Below are 23708 nucleotides of genomic sequence, written 5' to 3' on the forward strand. Positions count from 1 at the left end.
TCCTCAATGACCGGTGGCGGCGACAGCCGCCACGCGTGGCTCCTGCACGCGCAGCACGCACAGGCCGGCGACGATCAGGCTGATGCCGCCGATGGTGAAGGCGTGGATCGGCGCGCCGCCGAAGAAATGCTTGAGCAGGAAGCCCAGCAGGCTCGCCGCCACCAGCTGCGGGATGACGATGAAGAAATTGAAGATGCCCATGAACACGCCCATCTTCGCGGCGGGCACGCTGTCGGACAGCAACGCGTACGGCAGCGAGAGGATCGACGCCCACGCAAAGCCGACGCCGACCATCGACAGCAGCAACCACTGAGGATCGCGGATCACCAGGAACGACAGCAGCCCGAGCCCGCCGAGCGTCACGTTGATGAGGTGGCTCACGCGCAGGCCGAGGCGCCGCACCATCAGCGGAATCGCGATTGCGGCGAGCGCGGCAAAGCCGTTGTACGCGGCGAACAGCACGCCGACCCAGTTCGCACCTTCGTTGTATGCGGCCGACGCGGTATCGGTGCTGCCGAAATGCACCTGCGTCACCGCGCCGGTGGTGTAGATCCACATCGCGAACAACGCGAACCACGAGAAGAACTGCACGACCGCGAGCTTGCGCATTTCGGCCGGCATGTCGTGCAGGTCGCCGACGATCTGCGCCAGCGCTCGATCGCGCCGCATGACGCTGGCGCCGATGAGCGCGAGACCGTAGCCGGCGAGCAGTCCGGCGAGGATGTACAGCTGCTTGTCGAGCGCGAACCGCCACACGGCCAGCGCGCCGATCACGCCCGCGAGCAGCCACGCCGCGCCACTGAGCCGCGCGCGTGCGCCGTCGAACTCGTTCGCGGGCATGCGCACGGTCGTGTCATGCGCGCGCAGTTCCCCCGGCGCGTACTCGCGCGTGCGAAGCACCGTCCAGCCGACCGACAGCAGCAGCACCGCGCCGCCGAAGTAGAACGCGTAGCGCACGGTATCCGGCACTTCGCCGGGGCCGGCGGTGTTGCCGACGCCGGCTTTCGCGAGGATCCACGGCAGCAGGCTCGCAATCACCGAACCCACGCCGATGAAGAAGCTCTGCATCGCATAGCCGCTTGCGCGCTGCGACGTCGGCAACTGGTCGCCGACGAAGGCGCGGAACGGTTCCATCGAGATGTTGATCGACGCGTCGAGCACCCACAGCAGGCCGGCGGCGATCCACAGCGTCGGCGAGTTCGGCATGAAGAACAACGCCAGCGTCGCCAGCACGGCGCCGACGAGGAAGTACGGCCGGCGACGCCCCAGGGGCGTCCACGTGCGGTCGGACAGGTAGCCGACAATCGGCTGCACGATCAGCCCCGTCAGCGGCGCGGCGATCCAGAGCATGGGGATGTCGTCCATGCTCGCGCCCAGCGTCTGGAAGATGCGGCTGACGTTGGCGTTCTGCAGGGCGAATCCGAACTGGATGCCGAGGAAGCCGAAGCACATGTTCCAGATCTGCCAGAACGACAGCTGCGGTTTCGTGCTCATCGCGCTGACTTCTCCTGTTGGGCGGCACGCAGCGGGACGGCGTGCAGCGCCCCGAGGGTGGCGTCGTTCAGCGGACCGTCGATGCCGCCGACGCCGCCGGTGTAGCGGGCGTTGTGGGTGAGATAGGACATGTTGACGCCGTCGCGCAACGTGAAGCGGCACGTCGCGGCCGCGGGCACATCGATGACGACCGCGCTGGAGCGCTGACGCGCCGCGCCGTGCGGCATCACGAGCGTGCCGCGTTGTTCTTCGACGCCGTCGCACGTGGCGACCAGCGTCTTCACTGCCGCAGTGATGCCGGTGTTGATCGGGCCGTGCGTGTTGGTGAAGTCGGCGCTGACGGCATAACGCCCGGCCTTCGGCGCGCGCCAGCTGCGCGGCCATGCGCCGTCTATGGCGATGTCCACACCGATGCAACGCGTCGGCGAGTGCAGCGATTCGATGCCGTGTTCGACGCGCGTGAGGCTCGCGCATTGCTGCGCGTCCTGCTGCGGGAGCTGCACCGTACGCACCTGTGACGATGCGTCGGAACGCAATGCGCCATCAATGTAGAGGCTGTGGTTCACAGGCACGTCGATGGTCCAGCGGCTTCCGGACTGGACGATCGATGGCGCATCAGGCGACGCCGGCGCGAACGCCGCGGCGTCGAGCGGCGACGTCGCCGCCTTCGTGGCGCTGCGTTGCGCCACGAGCTGCACCGTTTCGCGCGAACCATCGCGTTCGCGTTTCCCCGCGACGAGCAGATCGCCATCGATCTTCGCCGGCCGGACCAGCACGATGTCGCGATCGGGTAGCCTCAGCGAAATCCGGTCGCGCTCGCCGAACAGCATCGGCACCAGCGTCGCCGGGATCTTCGGGGCGATGCTGCCGTCTGGCTCCAGGCCGAACACGCCCTCCATCACCATCGCCAAATATCCCGCCACCGACCACAGCTGACGCGGCGAGTTGACGACCGGCCCGCTCAGCGCACCGTCGTCCACGTGCACGGCCTGCGTAACGAGCTCGTAGTTCTCCATGTTCGAGCCGGCGAGCGCGGCGCCCCGCAGGATCGAACGGACCTCATGCTCGATGCGCGCGCTGTCGCTCACCTTGCGCGCCGCGCGCAGCGAATACGCGCTGACGAACGGCCAGATCGCGCGGTTGTGGTAGATCGCGATGCCCGGCTGCTGCGGCCAGATCACCGGGCTGCCGGAATCGAGCATCGGATAGGTCGCCAGTGCAAGACGCGCACGTGCTTCGGGTGCGATGCCGCTGTCGATCAGCAGCGAAAGTCCGAGCAGGTCGTAGGCTTCGAACGGCACCGGATGCGCCGCCGTGCCGATGTAGCTCATGTAGAGGCCGCGATCCTCCCGCCAGAAGCGACGTTCGATCTGCGTGGCGAGCGCCTTCGCCTGCGTCGCGTACTCTTCCGCGCGCGCATCGCCGCGCTCGCGCGCCATGCGTTCGCCCAGGCGCAGCGCTTCGTAGTGCAAGACATTGGTGGACAGAGAGAACGATTGCGCGATGAACGCGACGTCGTCGGCCGTCCAGCGCGGGTACGACTGCTCGCGCCAGTCGAGGAACGAGGTTTCCCCGCGATACAGGCCCGTTTCCCGGTCGAAGACGAACGCGCGATCCTGCGCCAGCGTGTCGGTCAACGCGTGCCAGACCTCATCGTTGAAGCGCTTCGCGTCGGCATCGCCCAACGGCGCATCGACCAGCCCGCGCGCGGCGAGGAACCACACCACGCGATCGCTGCTGATCGGCCAGCTGCCACCGGAGCCGGTGTCCTGCACCACGTACGTACCCTGCGGTGCGCCGACGCGCAGGTCGGAGAGCTTGAATCGCAGTGCATTGCGCGTGCGTTCCGGGCGGAGCTTCGCCAGCGACAGGTCCGCCGCGAACGACAGGTCGCGCGTCCACACGTAGCGCCATTTCTCGCCGGTCTCGAAACACGAACACGGGATCGGCCGGCCGTTGTCGTACGCGTTGTCGGAGATCGCCTCGACCTGCGCCTTCGACAGTTCCGCCTGCGCGAGTGCGAACAGGCCGTCGAACATCGGACTAGCGGTATCCGTCTTCATGAGCTGCGCGGCGATGTCGATGGCATCGCCGGCCTTCGGCTGCAATCGCCAGCCATCGCCGGCAGCCTGCATGCGCGCCGTGGCGCCCTGCCACGCGATCGAATCGCGCCAGGCCGCATCGCCGGCGAACGCACTTCCGGCCGAGACCAGACCGGCGATCGCGAGCGCGATGGCGGGCGCAAGGCGTGGCGAGCGGCGCATCGACGGCGCCGGGCGGGCTTGTTTCATGCAGCGTCCCCAACTCGGTGGCCCATGGTAGTCGGCGGGGGCGATGGGGGTTCGGGCTGCATACGTATTCATGGCCAACGGCGGTCCGGGGCAATGCGCGGCGATGGCGCACCGTGGAATAGTGCACCCCATCGCGCGCCCGGGGCGCGCGTCCGGTTCGGCATGGACGACACGGCAGACACACGCAGGACGGCGTCGGGGACGGAAGGCAGATGGCGGCAGGCAGCAACGCAGGACAGACGAACTGGTGGCGCGGCGCGGTGATCTACCAGATCTACCCGCGCAGCTTCCTGGACACGAACGGCGATGGCGTGGGCGACCTGCCCGGCATCGAGGCGCGACTGGATTACGTCGCCAGCCTCGGCGTGGACGCGATCTGGATCTCGCCCTTCTTCAAGTCGCCGATGGCCGATTTCGGCTACGACATCGCCGATTACCGCGACGTCGATCCGCTGTTCGGCACGCTGGACGACTTCGACCGCCTGCTCGCCAAGGCGCACTCGCTCGGCATCCGCGTGATGATCGACCAGGTGCTCAGCCACACCTCGATCGAGCACGCCTGGTTCAAGGAAAGCCGCGAAAGCCGCGACAATCCGAAGGCCGACTGGTACGTGTGGGCCGACGCGAAGCCCGACGGCACGCCGCCCAACAACTGGATGTCGCTGTTCGGCGGCGTCGCGTGGCAGTGGGAACCGCGCCGGCAGCAGTACTTCCTGCACAACTTCCTGGCCTCGCAGCCGGACCTGAATTTCCATAATCCCGCGGTGCAGGAAGCAACGCTGGACAACGTGAAGTTCTGGCTCGACCGCGGCGTCGACGGCCTGCGCCTGGATGCGATCAACTTCTGCTTCCACGATGCGCAGCTGCGCGACAACCCGGCAAAACCCCTGGAACTGCGCACCGGTCGCGGCTTCAGCCCCGACAACCCGTATGCGTTCCAGTACCACTGGTACAACAACACGCAGCCGGAGAACATCCCGTTCCTCGAACAGCTGCGCGCGTTGCTCGATCGTTATCCGGGCGCCACGACACTCGGCGAGATCTCGTCGGAAGACTCGCTGGCGACGATGGCCGAGTACGTCAACGATCGTCGCCTGCACATGGGCTACAGCTTCGAACTGCTGACCGACGACGCCAGCGCGGCGTACATCCGCGGCACCGTCGAGAACCTCGAAGCGAAGATGCGCGATGGCTGGCCGTGCTGGGCCATTTCGAACCACGACGTGCAGCGCGCGGTGACGCGCTGGAATCCCGGCGCCGCGTACGATGCGGACCTCGCGCGACAGCTCGTCGCGCTGGTGTGTTCGCTGCGCGGTTCGGTGTGCCTGTACCAGGGCGAGGAACTCGGCCTGACCGAAGCCGACGTACCGTTCGAAGCGCTGCAGGATCCCTACGGCATCACGTTCTGGCCCACCTTCAAGGGCCGCGACGGGTGCCGCACGCCGATGCCGTGGAACGACCAGCCGCACGGCGGATTCAGCATGACGCGCCCGTGGTTGCCGGTGCCGGCCGAACACGGCGAGTTGACGGTCGCCGCGCAGGATGCGAGCGAGGACTCCGTGCTCAACGGCGTTCGCCACCTGCTGCGCTGGCGCAAGTCGCATCCGGCGCTGGTGACGGGCGAGATCGGTTTCCTCGAGGCGGACGAGCCGGTGCTCGCGTTCACGCGTCGCGGCGCGGACGAATCGCTGCTGGTCGTGTTCAATCTTTCCGCGAGCGCGCAGACGTGGGCCGTACCCGCGTCGATCGGCACGCCGACCCCGCTGACCGATCACGGCCTGCGCGCCGGTGAACTGCAGGGCAGAACGCTGCACCTTCCGCCGCGCGGCGTTTTCTACGCGCGGGTGGACTGACAGACCATGCGCCTTCGCCTCGCCTGCGCCGCGTTCGCACTGCTGATCGCGCAAACGGCGACGGCGGTGGAACCGCTTTCGCCGGCGCCCGTGCAGGGCGACGTCGTCGTCGAACCGCTCGCGCTGGATGCCACGTCGTTCGCGCCGCAGGGCATGAAGACGACCGTCTACCTCCCGCCGGATTACGCGACGGGCACGCGGCGGTATCCCGTGCTGTACGTCAACGACGGGCAGGATCGCCAGGCGGTGAAGCTGCGCGAGACGCTGCAGCAACTCATCGTGTCGGGCGACATCCGCGCGCCTATCGTCGTCGCCATCGACATGCCGCCCGACCGCATGGGCGCGTACGGATTGTCCGATCGCAAGGCCGGCGCGAACCTCGTTGCGAAGACGCGCTACGGCGGCATCGGCACGAACGCGCACGCGTATTCGGAATGGCTGGCGCACACGCTCGTGCCGGCGATCGACGCGCGCTACCGCACGCGCACCACGCCCGATGCGCGCGCGATCCTGGGCTGGTCGCTCGGCGGGCTGAACGCGTTCAACGTCGGCTGGCAGTATCCGGAAACCTTCGGCCGCGTCGGCGCGTTCTCGCCGTCGTTCTGGCCGGCATCCGACACCACCGACAACGCCAGCATGCAGCGCACGCGCATGGCGCAGCACATGGTGGACGCGAGCGAGCCGCGCAACGGCGCGCGCTGGTTCTTCGCCGTGGGCACGGCCGAGGAAGCCGCCGATCGCGACGGCGACGGCATCGATGACGCCGTGGACGACACGCGCGACATGCTCGACGGCTGGAACGCCGACAACGGCGGCATGAAGGGCCTGAAGCAGCTCGGCTACAGCACCACCGACGACTACGCGGCCAGGCCGACGCGTGCGGACGCGTCGCTTTACCTGTTGCCCGGCGGCAAGCATGAACAGGCGGCGTGGGCGCGGATGCTGCCGGTGTTCCTGCGCTGGGCGTATGCGGTGAATGCGCCGGCGCTGCAGGCCACCGGTCGCGTCGACAGCTACCAGGACGTGCCTTCGGCGCACGTTCCCGCGCGCAATGTCGACGTCTGGCTGCCGCCGTCGTACGCGACGCATCCCAAGCGCCGTTACCCCGTGCTGTACATGCACGACGGCCAGAACCTGTTCGACCCATCGCTGTCGTTCACCGGCGTCGACTGGGATGTCGACGGCACGATGACGAAGCTCATCGACGCCCATCGCGTGCGCGAGGCCATCGTCGTGGCGATCTCCAACACGCCGCTTCGCTCGAACGAATACTGGCCCGCGAAAGCCATTCCCGCCGACGTGATTTCGCCTGAACAGCGCGCGCAGCTGCTGTCGGACGGCTACCTGCGTTTCATCGTCGACGAACTCAAGCCGGCGATCGACGCGGCGTATCGCACGAAGCCCTCGCGCGAGGACACGCTGGTGATGGGCTCCAGCCTGGGCGGCCTGATATCCGCCTATGCGATGAGCGAATACCCGGACGTGTTCGGCGCGGCCGGCGGACTGTCGACGCACTGGCCCGCCAATGACGGCGCGGTGATCGATTACCTCGCCGCACACCTGCCCGCGCGACGCACGCACCGGTTCTATTTCGACCACGGCACGGCGACGCTCGACGCGAGCTACGCGCCCTACCAGCAGCGCATGGACGCCGTCCTGCGCGAGGCGGGATGGCGCGAAGGCCGCGACTTCATGAGCCGCGAATTCCCCGGCGCAGAGCACAACGAGCGCGCCTGGCGCGACCGGCTCGACGTACCGCTGCAGTTCCTGCTCGGCCGCTGACGGACCAGCGCCCAACACCCGCTCCCGCCACGCACGGCGGGCGGAGTTCCGTGCGCCGGGAAAACGCTTGCATGCGGTTTTACCCGCGCATACAGCCGATGAATACGTATGCAAAGGAATTTGTGCAGCGATGGGCCGAACTACCATCGCCGCTACGTCCTGAGCGGTTTTTTCTTGCCGACTCTGGCGCGGGCTCCCGGCGAGCGCGGCATCCGTCGCGACGTACGCGGGCCGACACACAACGATTAGAAACCGGATTCGAGAGGGAGGGGAGATGCAACTCAAGCGCAATCTGCTGAGCGTGGCGCTCGCGTCGGCAACGATGCTGGTCGCCGCCGGCGCGCAGGCCCAGGTGGCCACGCAATCGCCGCAAGGCGAGCCGTCGCGTACGGATGAAACCAGGACGCTCGATTCGGTCGTCGTCACCGGCATCCGCGCCGGCATCGAGACCTCGATCGACACCAAGAAGGAATCGACCTCGATCGTCGAAGCCGTGTCGGCCGAAGACATCGGCAAGCTGCCGGACGTGAGCATCGCCGAATCCATCGCCCGCCTGCCCGGCCTGTCCGCGCAGCGCGTGGGCGGTCGCGCCCAGGTGATCAGCGTGCGCGGCCTGTCGCCCGACTTCGCCACCACGCTGCTCAACGGCCGCGAGATGGTGTCCACCGGCGACAACCGCAGCGTCGAGTTCGACCAGTATCCCGCCGAGCTGATGAGCGGCGTGACCGTGTACAAGACGCCCGATGCCGGCCTCGTTGGCCAAGGCCTGTCGGGCACGATCGACATGCGTACCGTGCGTCCGCTCGACTACGACAAGCCGGTGATCGCCGTGAGCGGCCGCTACCAGCGCAATTCGCTGGGCGATGCCGCCAACGCCGACGGCGACGGCAACCGCATCAACGCCAGCTACATCGGCCAGTTCATGGACCGCACGCTGGGCTTCTCGATCGGCTATTCGCATACCGAACTGCCGATCCAGGAAAACCAGGTCGGCCTGTACGAGCCGTGGAGCCAGACCAACACCACCGATCGCGTGCGTAATGGCGTGCCGTCGGGCGTGTACTTCTCCGACGGCATCAAGGCGCTGCGCCGCACCGGCGAGATCGAGCGCGATGCCGTGATGGCGACGGTGCAGTACCGTCCGTCGAACGACTGGACCAGCACGCTCGACCTGTTCCACACCAAGGCCGACCAGGAAGACACCGCCAACCAGTTCGAAGTGAACCTGGGCGGCTACAACGGCGGTTTCGATCCGGTGCCGGTGATGGTCAATCCGCAGGTGAACAGCGACGGCACGTTCACCGGCGGCACGATCCTGAACGTCTATCCGCTGGTGCGCGGCATGTACCGCAAGCGCGAGGACAAGATTGACGCGTTCGGTTGGGCGAACGACTTCAACGTCGGCCTGGCCCGCGTGAAGGCCGACATCGGCTGGTCGCGCGCCGAACGCGAGGAACTGCTGCTGGAGAACAACACGCAGCAGATCCCGCGTCCGCAGCTGGACAACCTCGGCCTTGCGTACAACAGCGACGGTTTCTCGTGGCTGGTGCCGGGTCGCGATTACTCCAATCCGGAAACGCTGTTCCTCACCAACACGATCTACGGCTCCGGCTACGGCAAGGTGCCGCGCGTCGAGGATGAGCTGAAGACCTACACGCTCGCCGCCGCGCTGCCCGCGCCGCAGTTCGCCAGCGGCTTCCTGTCGGACATCGACGTCGGCATCAACTACGCCGATCGCGAGAAGCAGAAGACCCAGCCGGAAGGCAACATCAACCTGGGCGCGCAGGGCGATACCGCCATCGCGCGCGACCTGCAGTACGGGCTGGTGAACCTGGGCTTCGCGGGCATGGGCTACATCCCGGCGTGGAACGTGCCGGCGGCGGTTTCGCGCTACATGAGCTTCGAGCCGGTGGACAACCTGTCCTACCTGATCCCGAAGGCATGGACGGTCGACGAGAAGCTCACCACTGGCTACATCAAGGGCAACATCGACACCGAGTGGGGTTCGGTCGGCGTGCGCGGCAACGTCGGCGTGCAGATCCAGCACGCGGACCAGTCCTCGCGCGCGAACTTCTGGGATTCCACGCAGCCCCCGGGCAGCGAGGTCCAGCCGTACGAGAACGGCAAGACCTACACCGACTACCTGCCGAGCATGAACCTCGCGTTCCTGTTCCCGCACGACCAGACGCTGCGCATGGCGCTCGCGCGCCAGGTGGCGCGTCCGCGCGTGGACCAGCTGCGTGCATCGCTGGAGTTCGGCGTCGACACCAGCACCGGTCGTCCGGGCGCGAGCGGCGGCAACCCGGAACTGGATCCGTGGCGCGCCAACGCGTTCGACATCTCGTACGAGAAGTACTTCGGTACCAAGGCCTACGTGGCCGCGGCGTACTTCTACAAGGACCTGCGCAGCTACATCTACACGCAGACCAACGACAGCTACGACTTCTCGGCGTTCGTTGCCGACTACGTGCCGGGCCCGAACGAGCCGCCGACGCAGACCATCGGCAACTTCACCGCGCCGTACAACGGCAAGGGCGGCAAGCTGCAGGGCATCGAGCTGAGCGCGTCGCTGCCGCTGGACATGCTGTGGGCGCCGCTGGAAGGCTTCGGCATCGTCGCCAGCGCGAGCTTCAACGACAGCGACATCGAGATCCTGGATCCGGAAAGCGCCAGCAGCGTGGGTAGCGATCCGATCAGCCTGCCGGGCCTGTCGGACGAGGTGTACAACTTCACCGCGTACTACGAGCGCGCCGGCTTCGAAGCCCGCGTGAGCCAGCGCAAGCGTTCGGACTTCATCGGCGAGATCGGCAACTTCGACGGCAACCGCACGCTGCGCTACGTCGTGGGCGAGGACCAGCTGGACGCGCAGATCAGCTACAGCTTCGGCGAGGCGAGCAGCCTGGCCGGCCTGACGCTGCTGTTCGAAGCCAGCAACCTCACCAACTCGCCGTACCAGACCTACGCCGGCACGAAGGATCGCCCGCTGGAGTACATCGAGTGGGGCCGCACCTACCTGATCGGCGCGAACTACAAGTTCTAAGCCGCCCTCCCGCGGTGCTTCGCAAACCCCCGCCGGTGCATCGGCGGGGGTTTTGTTTTTTGGGGATTCGGGATTCGCAGGAGCGTGTCCGAAGTCGTCATCCCGGCGAAGGCCGGGATCCAGGCCCGCGGCTTTCGGGCACTCCCTTCTTGTTGAACCACGTCACCGTCATTCCAGCGAAAGCTGGAATCCATCCTGCTTCTGCGCCTGAAGCCCGTCGCGCAACAACGCGCAGCACTGTGCGGGAAGGTTCGTTCACCGATACGGCTTCGTTGCCCCTCACCCCAACCCCTCTCCCGATGGGAGAGGGGCTTAGGCGTACGCGCCCGCCATCGGGTACCCAAAAATTACGGGCCCGGCTCCCGGCCTTCGCCGGGGTGACGGCGCAGGTGCTTGCCGGCGAACGCGCATCAACCACCAGCGTCCGCGCCAGATCGCTAGACCGACAACCCCAGCCATCCCGCGACCACCGCCCGCGCCTCGTCCACGCCCTGCTTGGACTCGCCCGAGAACGCCTGCACGCTGACCGTGTCGCCGAACGCGCTGAACAGCTCGCGCTTCACCGTATGCAGCGCCTGCGACTGCTGCCCGCGACCGAGCTTGTCGGCCTTGGTCAGCAGCGCGTGCGCCGGCAGTCCGCGTTCTACCGCGTAGCCGAGCATCTGGCGGTCGTAGTCCTTGAGCGGATGGCGGATGTCCATCACCACCACCAGGCCCTTGAGCGCCTCGCGCGTGCGGAAATACTGGTCGATGAAGGCCTGCCAGTGCGCCTGCAGGTCCTGCGGCACCTTCGCGTAGCCGTAGCCGGGCAAATCGACGAGGTATCGCGGCGGCTCCACCTCGGGCGGCGTCATGTCGAAGAACACCAGCTGCTGCGTGCGGCCGGGCGTCTTGGAGACACGGGCCAGCGCGTTCTGCTGGCAAAGCGCGTTGAGCGCACTGGACTTGCCCGCGTTGGAGCGGCCGGCGAAGGCGACCTCGAAGGCGCCATCGGGCGGGAGCTGCTTGTGGTTGTGCGCCGACAGCAGATAGCGGGCGCGGACGAAGGGATTGGCCATCGCATAAGGATCGCACGGCGCGCGCGAAACCCCGCCGCGGATGTGTGCAGGGACCGCGAATGCGCCGTCGATCGCGTCAAACCGACGACTGCGGCCGCTTTCGGCACGCATCGCGCGTTGACCGCCCCTGAACGCCCGACGATAATTCCGCGGTTCCGGCGTCCGCCCGGCGGTCGCCTCATCTGTGTTCCGGAGCCCAGCTACATGAGCCAAGCCCGCATCCTCGGCATTGTCGGCGTCGTCGCACTCGCGGCCGCCGCCGTTGCCTATGCCCAGACCACCGTCACCCCGGTCCCGAACAACGCGCCCGTCCAGCAGGCGCCGCTGAACACCGCGCCGGAAAAGACCGTGTGGGGCGATGCGAAGGCCGGCGCGACCAAGGCGGGCACCTGCGCCGCGTGCCACGGCCTGGACGGCAATCCGACCGATCCGCAGTACCCGCGCCTGGCCGGCCAGAGCGAGCGCTACATCGCCAACCAGATCCACCTGTTCAAGACCGGCGAGCGCAACACCGGCATGGCCGCGGTGATGAAGCCGTTCGCCGATGCGCTGTCGGCGCAGGACGCGCGCGACATCGGCGCCTACTTCGCCACGCAGAAGGCCGGCGCCGGCGTCGCCGACGACACGGCCGTCGCCACCGGCGCGAATGCCGGCAAGAAGTACTTCGAGATCGGCCAGCAGCTGTTCCGTTCGGGCGACGCGGCGCGCGGCATCCCGGCGTGCATGGCGTGCCACGGCCCGGACGGCGCCGGCAACCCCGGCCCGGCCTACCCGCACATCGCCGGCCAGCAGGCGCCGTACACGCAGCGCCGCCTGGAGGAATACCGCGCCGGCACGACCGTTCAGCGCGACGCGCACCTGTTCAACATCATGGCCGCCGTCGCCAAGCAGCTGACCGACGAGGAAATCGGTTCGCTGTCGAGCTACCTGCAGGGCCTGCACCCGAGCCGCGACGACGTCGCCGTCGCCAACGCTCCGGCCGCTCCGGCTCCGGCCGCTGCCCCGGCCGCGCCGGCTCCGGCACCCGCGCCGGCACCGGCTGCTCCGGCGACGCCGGCCGAGCCGACCACCGGCTCCTGATCGGTGAACTTCCGCCGGTGACCGCGGTCCGAGGCGGAACCTTCCAGATCCCTGCTGCGCCGGCCGTGTTCCCACGGCCGGCGCTTTAGTTTCCGGCCCACCCTTTCGAGAACGCCGATGACCCGCCGCCCGCTGCTCCGTTCGCTGCTCCCATCGCTCCTGGTATTCGTCGCGCTGCTTCCCTTCGCCGCCGCCGCGGCCACGCCGCAGCCGGCGCTGGTCGAGGGCACGGATTACGAGGTGATCGAAGGGGGCACGCCATTCGCGCCGGTGAAGGGGAAGGTCGAGGTCGTCGAGGTGTTCGGCTACACCTGCCCGCACTGCGCGCACTTCCAGCCCACGGTGTCGGCCTGGGCGAAGAAGAACGCGAAGGTCGTGAACTTCATTCCGATGGCGGCGCCGTTCGGCGGCTCGTGGCAGCCCTACGCCCAGGCCTACTACGCCGCGCAGGTCCTGGGCGTGGCGGAGAAGAGCCACGACGCGATGTTCCTGGCGCTGCACACGGACGGCTCGCTGCCACTGCGCAACGCCACGCCGGGCGAGATCGCGCCGTTCTACACACGTTACGGCGTCGCCCAGGCAAAGTTCCTGGCGACCTACGACGGTCCGGACGTCGCCGCCCGCGTCGCCAAGGCAGAACAGTTCATCAAGCGCAGCGGCGTGGAAGGCACGCCGACGCTGGTGATCAACGGCCGCTACCGCGTGATCGGCCACGACTTCACCGACGTGCTGCGCATCGCCGACCAGCTCGTCGCGCGTGAACGCGACGGCAAAACGCGCTGAGTCGAGTGTCGCCGGCCGTGCGCGGCCGGTATTCTTGGCTGTGCCCCGCCGCGCGGCCCGACGCCGCGCGGCCCCCCGCTTCCCGACCTTTGCGGAGATTGTCTGCATGAATTCGCGTCTGCCCCGTCTCGCCGTGGTCCTGACCGGACTGCTGGTCCTGTCCGCCTGCTCCAAGCAGGCTCCGGCCCCAGCCGAGACCGCCGCTCCGGCCGCTCCGACGGCACCCGCCGCCCCGGCTGAAACCGCGCCGGCCCCGGCTGCACCCGCCACGCCGGCCGAAACCGCCGCCGCTCCGGCCCCAGCGCCCGCCGCCGAAGCCGCCCCGCCGCAGGGTCCGGCCCCCGTCGCCGGCACCGATTACGTTGAAATCGCCGGCGGCCAGCCCTCCGAGCCCACCGGCGGCAAGATCGAAGTGGTCGAGGTGTTCGGCTACACCTGCCCGCATTGCGCGCACTTCGAACCGCTGGTCGAAGCGTGGAAGGCCAAGCAGCCGGCCGACGTGAAGTTCATCGCCCTGGCCGCCCCGTTCGGCGGCTACTGGGAGCCGTATGCCCGCGCGTTCTACACCGCGCAGACCATGGGCGTGCTCGACAAGACGCACGAAGCGGTCTTCAACGCGATCCACGTCGACAAGGTCCTGCCGGTCCAGCCGCTGCCGACCAACGAGCAGATCGGCTCCTTCTACGCGAAGTACGGCGTCGACGGGAAGCAGTTCGCCAGCACGATGTCGAGCTTCGCGATCGAAGGAAAGATGAAGCGCGCCGGCCAGTTCATCGCCCGCAGCGGCGTGGATTCGACCCCGACGATGGTGATCAACGGCAAGTACAAGGTCACCGGCAAGGGCTTCGAGGACACGCTGCGCATCGCCGATCACCTGATCGCGCAGGAGCGTGCCGCGAAGGGCGGTGCGACCAACGCCGGCGGCGCCCAGTAAGCCTCCGCACGATCGAATGGACACCCGCCGGCTCCGCCTGCTCAGCGCGAACATCCAGGCGGGGTCCAGCACGCGCGGCTACCACGATTACGTCGCGCGCAGCTGGTCCCACGTGCTGCCAGCGGGCAACAAGCGCGGCAGCCTGGACGCGATCGCGCAGCTCGCCGGCGAGCACGACATCGTCGGCCTCAACGAGAGCGATCCGGGCAGCCTGCGGTCGGGTTTCACCAACCAGACGCATTACCTCGCCCAGCGCGCCGGCTTCGACTACTGGAGCCACCAGCCGAACCGTCGCGTTGGCGGCGTCGCCTCCAGCGCGAACGGCCTGCTAAGCCGGCTGGAACCGAAGGAAGTCATCGACCACGCCCTGCCCGGCCGCATCGCCGGGCGCGGCGTGCTGCTCGCGCGCTATGGCGAGGGCGACAAGGGACTGCTGATCGCGGTCGCGCACCTGTCGCTCGGCGCGAACTCGCGAGCGGCGCAGCTGGGTTTCATCGCCGAACTCCTGCACGACCATCCCAACGCCGTGTTGATGGGCGACTTCAACTGCTCCATCGACGTGCCCGAGATGCGCGCGCTGTTCCGCAACACGCGCCTGCAGCCACCCGACGGCGAAGTCCACACGTTCCCGAGCTGGCGACCGCAGCGCGCGATCGACCACATCCTGGTCGGCGACGGGCTCAAGACGTCGAACGCACGGGCGCGCCCGGCGGCGGCGTCGGACCATCTGGCGCTGTCGCTCGACCTGCACGTGCCGGACGCCGCGTTGCGCTGAAGGCTCGCGTTCGTCGGCACAAACGGTTTCCACGACACCACAAACAGAAACGGCCGATGGCGAACCATCGGCCGTTTCGTTTTTCGGACTGCGGAACGATCAGGCGATCAGAAGCGGTAATCCGCGCTGACGTACCAGAACGCGCCCGGCAGGTCGTACGTACCGGCGTCGTAGCCGTTGAGCGAGCAGGTCAGGCACACCGGCGGTTCCTTGCCGAAGACGTTGTTCACGCCGACGGTGAGCTTGAGCTTGTCGACCATCGCGTTGTCCCAGTTGAACTGGAGGTCGTGATAGGTCGTGGAGCCGAGCTTGTTGGTTTCCACGCCGCCCATGCAGCCCGGGGCCTCGGACACCGGCACGTTCGAGCACAGCTCGTCGACCGACGAGATGTAGCGCACCGTCCAGCCGACATTGAACTGGCCCATCGTCCAGTTGGTCTGCAGGTTGGTCTGCCACTCGGGAATCGCGCTGTCGTTCACCTCGATGCCCACTTCGCGCTGCGACTTGTTGCCGTCGACGTCGACGGCCTCGTAGTCGTTGACGTAGGTGGACTGCAGCGACGCGCTCAGGCGGCCCCAGCTGAAGTCGCTCGACGACCAGTTGACCTTGAAGTCGACGCCATCGGTTTCGATGCGGCCCAGGTTGTCGAGGAAGTTCTCGGGCGGATTGAGGTTGCCACCGGCGCCGCGGGTGAACGGCGTGCAGTTGACCGAGCCGACGCCGCCTTCGCGCAGGCAGGTTTCCAGCAGCGCCTGGATGTCGCGGGCCTGGATCGCGTCGTCGATCTTGTGGTGGTAGTAGCTCACCTCGAAGTCCAGGCGCTGCGACCAGTCCAGCCCGCTCGCCCAGCTCGGCGCGTACACCACGCCGAAGGTGTAGCTGTCGGACTCTTCCGGCTGCAGGTCCGGATTACCACCGGTGAAGGTGGTGATCTGCGTGTTGGCCTGCTCGAAGTTCGGCGGCGCGCCCTGCGCCGCGCAACCCGCCGCGAAGGACGGATCCGCCGGGCCCGGGCTGCCGGTCGAACCGCAGGGGTCGACCAGCGTGGCGCCGAACTGCGTCAGGCCGTACAGCTCGCCCAGGTTCGGCGCGCGGAAGCCCTGCGAGTACGTACCGCGGACCACGATGTCCTCGATCGGCTGCCAGCGGAAGCCGGCCTTGCCGGTCGTCGTGCTGCCGAAGGTGGAGTAGTCGGAGTAGCGGATCGCCGCCTGCAGGTCCAGGGTCGACAGCACCGGGAACTGGAATTCGGCGTACACCTCGTCCACGTCGTACGAGGCCGACACCGGCGCGGCGAAGGAGTCCTGCGACTCGCCGCTCTGGCGCAGCGGATCGGGGTTGAAGTCGCCGCGGTAACGGCGGTGTTCCACGCCCGTCGCGAAGCCGGCGGTGCGATCGCCGATGTTGAACATGTCGCCGGTGACGTTCGCCGAGTACAGGTCGAGCACCTGTTCGGAGGAGTCGATCTGGCGCGTGCGGATGTAGTCGATCATCGCCTGCGTCATCGGACGGCCCTGGCCGCCGAAGATGTCGAGCGGCACGCAGCCCGCGACCTGCGCGCACACCGCCGGATCACCCAGCGCCAGCTTCATCTTGGCGACGTTGTAGCCGTTGAGGAATTCCTGCGTCGCCTTGTTGTCGGCGTGCGCGTAGTTGAAATCCCAACCGAAGCTGCTCGTGCCCAGCGTGAAGGTGCCATCCAGGCCGACGTTGAAGTACAGCGTGTCGACGTCCTGGTTGAAGATGCGCGGACCCACTTCGACCGGACGACGCGTCGCGACGAGGAAGTTCGAGTTGGCATCAAGCGTGTAGCCGAACGGGTTGTACGGGTTGTCGGCGTGGATGCTGATGGTGTCGGCGATGCCGCCCGTACCCGCGCCCGGGCCGACGAAGATCGGTTCCGGCGCCGCCTGGTTGGTCGAGGTGCGGTTGTTGTACAGGCCCTTGACGTGCAGGCGGGTGTTCTCAGTCACGTCGTAATAGACGCTGGCGAAGATCGCCTTGCGCTTCTGCGGCGTCAGCAGCAGGTTGTACGGCGCGAAGTTGAAGCGGTCGCTGCCGTCGAACGAGTTGTACGTACCACCGTTCGGGTTGTTCGGATCGAACACCGGCGTGGTGGTGCCGTTGTTGAGGGTGATGTCGTACCAGTTCTCGGTGTCGTCATCGCAACCGCCCACACCGGTGGTCGGGCGCGTCGGATCGCAGAAGAAGAAGCGGCCCTGCGGGATGCCCGAGCTGCCGCCGCGCACGCCGGTGCCAGGCGTCGGATAGCGCGACTGTTCCCACGAACCGGAGCTGATTTCCTGCTGCTCGAAGTAGCTGGCGGTGAACACCGCCGACCAGCGATCGCCGCTGCCGCCGAGCGTCAGGCTGGCCTCGGTGGTATCGCCACCGTCCTCGTACTCGCCGTAGTAGGCGTGCACTTCGGCGCCGTCGAAATTGCGGCGGGTGATGATGTTGATCACGCCGGCGATGGCGTCGGAGCCGTAGATCGCCGAGGCGCCGTCTTCCAGCACTTCGACACGTTCGACGATGGCCAGCGGGATGGTGTTGAGGTCGGCGCTGCCGCTCACGCCCGAGGCGGAGGATTCATTGACCCAGCGGACGCCATCGACCAGCACGAGCGTGCGCTGCGAGCCGAGGTTGCGCAGGTCGACCTGCGCCGAACCCGCGCCGATGCCGCCGCCGTCCGGCGGATAGCCGAAGTTGCCGGAGGAGTTGAACTTGGCGTTCAGCGCCTTGCCGCTGGAGGTCATCTGCTGGAGCAGATCGCCCACGGTCTGCAGGCCGGTCTGGTCGATCTTGGCCTTGTCGAGCACGAACACGGGCTGGGCCGTGACGGCGTTGGTCTGCTTGATGCGCGAACCCGTCACCGTGACGGTGTCGAGCGTGGTGGCCGAACCCTGCGGGGCCGGCGTGGCGTCCTGCGCGGCCGCGAGGCCCGGCAGGGTCAACAACAAGGAAAGCTGGATCGCTCGCGTGAGCGATTGACGGCGCATGGCTCTCATTACTCTCTCCCTCGAATGAATGAACAGCAGCAACGGCCGCCTCCCCTGCCCGGGCGGCACCCCAGAGTTGTAAACAATTCGTGAATCGGCCACAAGCGGCAAAGCGTTGACCAACGATCGGCACAGTCTGGCCGTCACCTTTGCCTGATGAGCCGGCCTGGCCGCCAAAGCTTGCGGGCCGACCGCCCCCGCCTGCCCGCGGATCGCCCCGCCCGCGACCCTTTACTCGTAAAACAGGGAGAACGTCGCCACTGCGGTCAGTGCGCCGCCCCGCACCGGCATCGCCGTGGCGTAGTACGCGCCGGTGAGGGGGATCCCGACCGCCTGGCCCGCGCTCGTCGTGCGCAGATACGACAGCCTGGATCCGAGGGGCACTATCGAGCTGCCGCTCCTGATCTGTACCCCGACGCCGGTTGCCTGCCCGGCGCCGGACGCCCCCGCTATCACGCCCGTGGACGCTGGAATGCCCGAGGGTGGCGTGGCGTCGATGCGGTAGGAAACCGCGACGTCGGCGTCGCAGGACAGATCGATGCTGAAGTCCCGCGAGGCCGGCGTGGTACCCACGGAGGTGAATGCCGAAGCCGCGATGTCGGGCAGCGCCACGGCGATATCGTCGTTGAGGAGCCGACAGCCGGTGCTGACGATGTTCACCAAGGTCTTGTTGAAGGTGACCTGGTTGGCGAGGACGCCGCCGTAAAGGACCGTGGCGGTGGGGCTGGGCGTGCTCATGGTGCCGGAGCTCATCGGACCGGTCACGAGATACTCGACGCGGAACAACCCCCAGGGCAGGAATTTCGACGGCGTTGGACTGTTGAGCGTCTGCGACCAGCGCGGCCAGCGCATGGGAATGCCGCCGCCGGGCGGCGACGTGTTGTCGTAGGTGATCCGGATGCCAAGCCCCGGAACGCCGCTTTCATAGACATCGGTCATGCCTGCCACGGCGGTCATCGCCGATACGAATCCCATCGTCCACGAATAGGAACCCGTGCAGGTCACGTCGGCGCGCGTTCCGTCGCTGATCCAGCCGGAGTTGTAGATCACGGTACCCACCGGCGTGTTGCGTTTCGCAGTGAGGCTGGCCGGCAGCGTAAGGCGGCTGTTCGTGCTGGCGTAGCCGGTGCAAGCGGCTCGTGCGAGCGGCACCTGCATCAGCCACAGGCAACCGACTGCCACGAGTGCCATCGCGATTCGAATCGTCTTCATCGTCTTACCTCGAAGGGTTGGGGCCCGGTGTCGCGACGCCTGGAGAAGGACTACGGGTTGAATGCGCCATCCGCGGGGAAGGTGTTCTGCTACTGGCTCGTGGCCGCGGATCGCGGCAAGCCGCTCGCGGAGGCGTGCCCCGTGGCTCCGGCTGCCTGGCTGCAGACGGCGTCGACTACGGTCATACGCGCGGGCGTCGTACGCGACGCGCCCGAGGCGACATCGATGAGGCACACGCGATCGGGTTCTCCCCACGTCACGCGGAGCGGTCCGGCGTGCTCGCCGCGGCGGCGCACGAAGGCCTGGCCGCCCTGACCGACGAGGCCAATCTGCGTGCCATCGGCATCCTCGACCTGCGCGCCGAACGGCACGGGCTCACCGTCCTCCAGCCGCGCATGGATGAGCATCGCGCGACCCACGTTCGTGCCGAACTTCAACGGCACCACCGCGCCGGCGCGCGGCACCGTCTGCAGCCGGGACGTGTCGAGTTCCACATCGACCGAGAGTCCGGCGGGATCGAGCACGACGTCGTTGAACCGGTACGGCGTCAGGTTGCCGGCGATCGCGTACCCGCGATGGTCGACGCGACCGACGCCGTCGACACCCAGCCGCGCGCCTTGCGCACCTTTCGCTTCCACCACGGCGATGGTGTCGCCCAGCTGCGGCGCCAGCGTGATGCCACCTGCATGGACCACCACGCCGCCGCTCGCAGACAGCGAGGCCTGCCGGCTTTGTGCATTGCGCGAGTACGACATGCCCAATGTGGAGAGCGCGGCGCGCCAGCCGGCATTGATGCCGACCGAATCGGTGTCGCGATCGTTGAAGTTGCCGCTCACGCCGTAGTTGAACTGCCGACGACCACCTGCATTACCGGTCACGCCCGCCTGGACGGAGTTGCCGTCGTGGTCGTGGCCCGCGGCGAGCGTGACCTGCGGCGGCGTGCTGCGGAAGCCGGAACTTCCGAGCGGCATCGACAGGCTCAGGTTGGCCTGGTTGTCGTACCCGCGGCCCGCCATGCGCGTCCGGCTGGCATTCACGCCAAGCGACACGTTGCCGAACTGCCGGTTCCAGCCAACCTGATAGCTCGAATCCACCGGCAGCGAGCCGCCCCAATAGTCGTTGCGCGAACCGCTCACGAACAAGGATCCGCCGCGCTCGCCCAGGCTCTGGCTCACCGTCAATTGAAAGCGGCTTCGCTGGCTTCCCGCACCGTCGCCCACGCCGCCGCGCAGCTCGCCATTGCGCACCTCGTCGTCAAGGCGGACCGCATCGTCCAGCGACAGGTAGCCACGACTGGAATACCGGTACGCGGCAAGCGCGAAGTCGGTGTTCGTCTGCGGGATGCTCTTGCTGTAGGTCAGGCGCGCGCTGTAGCCGGAGGCGTCCTCGTCGGGAATGGCGAACTTCGTCTTTGATCCGGTCACGTCGAGCGACACGGCGCCCACCGGTGTGTTGAAGGCGGCGCCGACGAGCAGGCTGCGATAGAGCTGGCCGTCGGTGGCCTGCACGCCAGCGTACGTCGTGAGCAGGTTGCTCAGTCCGCGCTGGAACGTGCCCTCGATGAAGTTCGGTGCCTCGCCGTGGAGCGCGCCATTGCGGACCTGCCCAGCCGCGGCCGAATAGCGCCACACGCCAGGACGCAGCAGCTGCGGCACGGCGGCGTACGGCACCGAGAACGAACGCTCGCGGCCGTCGGCCTCGATCACGGTGACTTCCAGGTCGCCGCCGTAGCCGGTCGCGTACAGATCATCGATCTCGAATGCACCCGGTGCGACGTTGGTTTCGAGGATCACGAAGCCCGCCTGGCGAATCACCACCCGGGCATTGGTCTCGGCGATCCCGCGTACGACAGGTGCGTAGCCACGCATCGAATCCGGCCGCATGCGATCGTCGGTGGCCAGCTTGATGCCGCGCAGGGCGGTCGAGTCGAACAGCTCGCCCGAGGTGAACGTATCGCCGAGGGTGAACTGCGATTGCAGTGCGGTGACGTCGTGCTCCGCATAGCTGCGGATGTTCTGGAAATCGTCGCCTGCGCCGCTTTCCCGGCGCCAGGACGACTGGTTGCGCAGGCGCCAGCCACCCAGGTTCAACCCCATTGTGAGCCCGGCATAGACGCCGGTCGTGTGGCCGCCGCTGTCGTAATCGACCTGGTTGGCGCTGACGTTGTAGCCCAGCGTCAACGCATCCACGCCGCGTTCCCAAAGCGCCGGGTCGACCTGGCCGCGCGCGCTGCGGCGGAGTGCGACTTGCGGAATCGACAGGTCCAGGCGCAGCTGGTTCATGTCGAAGCTTGCACGCGCGTCTGCAATCACCCGCTCGACGTCGATGCACGTCTGCGAGACATCCACGCCATCGGACTTGAGGCGGGCGGCATCGACACCGAGCGCATCCAGTGCCTCGCCTGACAGGCATGGCCGCACAGCGCGATCCGCAAACGCGTGCAGTTCGATCGTGCGGCGCGCGACCCGATAGCCGTTGAGGTAGACGTCGACCGGATATTCACCGGGTGCCACCGCGTTGGCGTGTTCGAATCGCGACAGGTCGGTCGACGTGGCGCTTTCGCCCAGGAACAGCGGGCTGAACTCGACGGCATCCGGCGCGGGTTCGGGCGCGGGCGATGGCGAGGGATCCGGTGATGCACTTGCGGCGAACGGCACCTGCCCCAGCGCGGCCAGTACGACAACCACGATGCGCCTTCGCCTGTAGCCTCGCGCGGCTGGCGCGAGGATGCATGAATCAAATGAGTGCATGTTTCGATCTCGCGTTGCTGACAGCCCGCGGTCGGCGTGCGCTCGCGGCGACACCCCGTGCGCGCCTCATGCGTCCGTGGCGGGTGGAAGGGTCGATTTCGAACGCCGGGCCTAGCGGCCTCAGTCCGTGTAGGACGCGCGGCTTTCGACGAAGCCGCCGTAGTCGTTGATGGCGGTGAGCAGCACGGTTCCGCTGCCTTTTCCGGGTTCGCCCTGCACGGGGAACGTCGCGTTGCCGAGCGCCGGACACATGCCGCCTTTGGGCATCGCTTCCCTCGTTCCGCGCTCGACGCGGACCTCCGCGAAGGAGACGTTGTAGGCGGTGGGATTGGCGCACTCCAGCGACGTGGTGCCGCCCGAACGCACGAGCCGCCACTGCAATTGCGCGATCGAATCCAGCGGCGCACCGCGCAGGCCTTGCGGGCGGTAGAAGATCTTGATGCGCGTACGCACCGCGAACTGCAGGAAGTTTTCACCGCCGTCCTGTCCCTTCGGACGCGGCGGTATTTCCAGCACGTTGAGCCAATAGACCGACTCGCGATCCTTCGGTACATCCGCGCCGTTGAACATCAGGCGCAGCGCCTGGCCCTTTCCGGGTTCGAGGCGCGACATCGGTGGCGTCACGAGGAACGGCGCCGTGCTGTTCGCGGCGGTTTCATTCGGATCGCCCGCATCCGTCCAGACCTGGAGCAGGCGCGGACTCCGCCCGTTGTTGTCCACCTGGACCGTGATCTGCGATTCGCTGGCCGGATAGATCACGCGGGTGCCGGCGATCTGGACGTCGGCATGCGCAGGCGTCAGGCCAGCGGCCATCCACGCGAACGCGCAGCCCACTCGTGCGAGCAGTTTCATGAACAGTTCCTGGAGTTCCCCGAAGCGGCGGGGTCGCGCGGACCCCGCCCAGATGCGTCACGCGCGACTCAGTTGTAGACGACCGAGTAGTTCACGTAGGTGTTGACGTCGCCGGCGCCCGCGGCGCCGATCGCGTAGTACTGCGCGGTGTACTTGAGCGTGGCGGTGTTGCTGGCGATCGTTTCGGCCGAGCCGTCGCCGCCTGCGTTGTTTGAAAGGTCGATCGTCGCGCCGGCCTTGTTCAGCAGGCCGACGAGCACGTTGGATGCACCGCCGGTGGCGGTGTTCTTCAAGCGGCCGCCGTGCGCGGCATCGACGGTCGGCGTGCTGGTCTCGAACCACATCTTCGCGATCTTGCCGTTCGTGCAGCCCGTCTGGCCGTTGCCGCCGACGACCACGCTGAACGGCGTGTCGCCCGCGCTCTGGCCGGACGTCGCGAGCGCCGTGGTCGAGACGCTCGGGAGCTTGACGGTGAAGTTCGACGTGCCGCCGTCGGTGTTGTCACCGCCCTTGATGGTGCAGCTGACATCCGAAATCTTTCCGGTGAAGGTGATCTTGCCGTCCGCGGCGGCGGCCGACAGCGACGTGATGCCGATGGCCGCGAAGAGTGCGGCGGAAATCAGGTTCTTGCTCATGCGTCCATATGTCCTGTTGTTTGGAGGTATCGCCGTTCGGAGGGGAGTTGTTCGGTTGCTGCCCACTTCGCCACTCCCCGGCGACGGCGCGCATGCTGGCCCCCAGGCGCAGAGCTGGAAATCAGAGGAATCTGGCGAAACGCAACCGCGGTGAGTCGAATCGCCTACCG

15 protein-coding genes are annotated in these 23708 nt (G+C 67.5%); 7 read left to right on the forward strand and 8 right to left on the reverse strand.

The genetic code is table 11. The features are described from left to right. Positions 1 to 3: 3 nt before the first annotated feature. Together DX912_RS08280 and DX912_RS08285 are read right to left on the reverse strand one after the other, a co-directional pair. Positions 4 to 1494 (reverse strand): MFS transporter, encoded by a 1491-nt coding sequence (locus DX912_RS08280; RefSeq protein WP_115842013.1) that lies wholly within the window; start codon positions 1492 to 1494, stop codon positions 4 to 6. Continuing rightward, the gene (locus DX912_RS08285) at positions 1491 to 3758 is read right to left on the reverse strand and encodes a glucosidase family protein (protein ID WP_115842014.1); all 2268 of its coding nucleotides are present in this window, start codon (positions 3756 to 3758) and stop codon (positions 1491 to 1493) included. Before DX912_RS08285 ends, DX912_RS08280 begins: the two co-directional genes overlap by 4 nt. A gap of 239 nt (positions 3759 to 3997) precedes the next feature. Here DX912_RS08285 and DX912_RS08290 point away from each other — a divergent pair, with 239 nt between their 5' ends. From DX912_RS08290 to DX912_RS08300, 3 genes are all read left to right on the forward strand, one after another. Further along, positions 3998 to 5638: an alpha-glucosidase family protein gene (locus tag DX912_RS08290; protein ID WP_115842015.1), complete on the forward strand. Its 1641-nt coding sequence runs from the start codon at positions 3998 to 4000 to the stop codon at positions 5636 to 5638. 6 nt (positions 5639 to 5644) lie between these two features. Beyond that, positions 5645 to 7420, forward strand: a complete 1776-nt coding sequence (locus tag DX912_RS18510; protein ID WP_220340773.1) for an alpha/beta hydrolase-fold protein — start codon at positions 5645 to 5647, stop codon at positions 7418 to 7420. 274 nt (positions 7421 to 7694) lie between these two features. Beyond that, positions 7695 to 10460: a TonB-dependent receptor gene (locus DX912_RS08300; protein WP_115842016.1), complete on the forward strand. Its 2766-nt coding sequence runs from the start codon at positions 7695 to 7697 to the stop codon at positions 10458 to 10460. A 437-nt stretch (positions 10461 to 10897) separates the two neighbouring features. Here the strand turns inward: DX912_RS08300 and yihA are convergent, their stop codons facing one another. Beyond that, positions 10898 to 11518: a ribosome biogenesis GTP-binding protein YihA/YsxC gene (gene yihA / locus DX912_RS08305; protein ID WP_115842091.1), complete on the reverse strand. Its 621-nt coding sequence runs from the start codon at positions 11516 to 11518 to the stop codon at positions 10898 to 10900. A gap of 204 nt (positions 11519 to 11722) precedes the next feature. On the opposite strand from yihA, the gene DX912_RS08310 reads away from it, so the two are divergent. The 4 genes from DX912_RS08310 (at position 11723) to DX912_RS08325 (ending at position 15090) form a co-directional block, all read left to right on the forward strand. After that, on the forward strand, positions 11723 to 12598 hold the full coding sequence (locus DX912_RS08310; protein WP_115842017.1) for a c-type cytochrome: 876 nt from the start codon (positions 11723 to 11725) through the stop codon (positions 12596 to 12598). 117 nt (positions 12599 to 12715) lie between these two features. Further along, positions 12716 to 13381, forward strand: coding sequence for a thiol:disulfide interchange protein DsbA/DsbL (locus tag DX912_RS08315; protein ID WP_115842018.1), 666 nt, complete (start codon positions 12716 to 12718; stop codon positions 13379 to 13381). 106 nt (positions 13382 to 13487) lie between these two features. After that, the gene (locus DX912_RS08320; RefSeq protein WP_115842019.1) at positions 13488 to 14315 is read left to right on the forward strand and encodes a thiol:disulfide interchange protein DsbA/DsbL; all 828 of its coding nucleotides are present in this window, start codon (positions 13488 to 13490) and stop codon (positions 14313 to 14315) included. A gap of 16 nt (positions 14316 to 14331) precedes the next feature. Beyond that, positions 14332 to 15090, forward strand: coding sequence for an endonuclease/exonuclease/phosphatase family protein (locus DX912_RS08325; protein ID WP_115842020.1), 759 nt, complete (start codon positions 14332 to 14334; stop codon positions 15088 to 15090). A gap of 107 nt (positions 15091 to 15197) precedes the next feature. On the opposite strand, the gene DX912_RS08330 is transcribed toward DX912_RS08325, so the two are convergent. The 5 genes from DX912_RS08330 to DX912_RS08350 all read right to left on the reverse strand — a co-directional run bounded on the left by DX912_RS08330 (position 15198) and on the right by DX912_RS08350 (position 23538). Then, the gene (locus tag DX912_RS08330; RefSeq protein WP_181902764.1) at positions 15198 to 18098 is read right to left on the reverse strand and encodes a TonB-dependent receptor; all 2901 of its coding nucleotides are present in this window, start codon (positions 18096 to 18098) and stop codon (positions 15198 to 15200) included. 222 nt (positions 18099 to 18320) lie between these two features. Then, positions 18321 to 19301: a fimbrial protein gene (locus DX912_RS08335; protein ID WP_115842022.1), complete on the reverse strand. Its 981-nt coding sequence runs from the start codon at positions 19299 to 19301 to the stop codon at positions 18321 to 18323. Between the two features lie 89 nt (positions 19302 to 19390). After that, positions 19391 to 21988 (reverse strand): fimbria/pilus outer membrane usher protein, encoded by a 2598-nt coding sequence (locus DX912_RS08340; protein WP_181902765.1) that lies wholly within the window; start codon positions 21986 to 21988, stop codon positions 19391 to 19393. A 183-nt stretch (positions 21989 to 22171) separates the two neighbouring features. Beyond that, positions 22172 to 22903 (reverse strand): fimbria/pilus periplasmic chaperone, encoded by a 732-nt coding sequence (locus tag DX912_RS08345; RefSeq protein ID WP_233433533.1) that lies wholly within the window; start codon positions 22901 to 22903, stop codon positions 22172 to 22174. 68 nt (positions 22904 to 22971) lie between these two features. Then, the gene (locus DX912_RS08350) at positions 22972 to 23538 is read right to left on the reverse strand and encodes a fimbrial protein (protein ID WP_115842024.1); all 567 of its coding nucleotides are present in this window, start codon (positions 23536 to 23538) and stop codon (positions 22972 to 22974) included. Positions 23539 to 23708: the final 170 nt, after the last annotated feature.

The organism is Lysobacter soli, assembly GCF_003382285.1.
Taxonomy (GTDB): domain Bacteria; phylum Pseudomonadota; class Gammaproteobacteria; order Xanthomonadales; family Xanthomonadaceae; genus Lysobacter_J; species Lysobacter_J soli.